We start from the raw sequence: 569 nt of genomic DNA, 5'->3' as shown, positions 1-569 counted from the left end.
CAGGCGCTCGGCGCGCAGGTCCGCAAGGGCGAACACGCCAGCCTCGGCGTCCTCTGGAAGGAGTTTCGCGCGAAGGGCGATGACGCCGGCGACGATGACGACCACCGACGGCTTTTCGCCAAGGCCTTCAGCCTGTTCAACGCCGATCAGATCGAAGGCTATGCGCCCGAACCGGGGCCGGTCCTGCCCGAGAGCGAACGGCTCGCCGCCGCTGAAGCCTTCATCGCCGCGCTCGGCATCGATACCGTCTACGGCTCGGCCAGCGCCTATTATCACATCGCCGAAGACCGCATCCACATGCCGGATTTCTGCGCCTTCCACGACGCCCACGGTTTCTACGCCACCCATATTCACGAGGCGGCCCATGCCAGTGGCGCAGCCCATCGGCTCGACCGGGATTTCAGCGCCAAGTGGACCAAGCACGCGCTCGCCATGGAGGAAGCGACCGCCGAACTGACCGCATCGTTCCTGCTCGCCGATCTCGGGATCGCACACGAGCCGCGCCCCGATCACGCGGCCTACATCGCCTCCTGGCTGCAACTGCTCAGGGACGAGCCCCGGGCGATCTT

1 protein-coding gene is annotated in these 569 nt (G+C 66.6%); it reads left to right on the top strand.

The window, feature by feature from the left end; all coding sequences use genetic code 11:
• On the top strand, nucleotides 1–569 hold a 569-nt coding region (locus tag AACY52_RS29595; RefSeq protein ID WP_339561265.1), incomplete at both ends, for a zincin-like metallopeptidase domain-containing protein.

Source organism: Pseudomonas sp. EA_65y_Pfl1_P113 (genome assembly GCF_963970525.1).
Lineage (GTDB): Bacteria > Pseudomonadota > Gammaproteobacteria > Pseudomonadales > Pseudomonadaceae > Aquipseudomonas > Aquipseudomonas tritici.
Note: the sequence above shows the minus strand (reverse complement) of the source record. Positions and strands in the feature narration are given on the sequence as shown.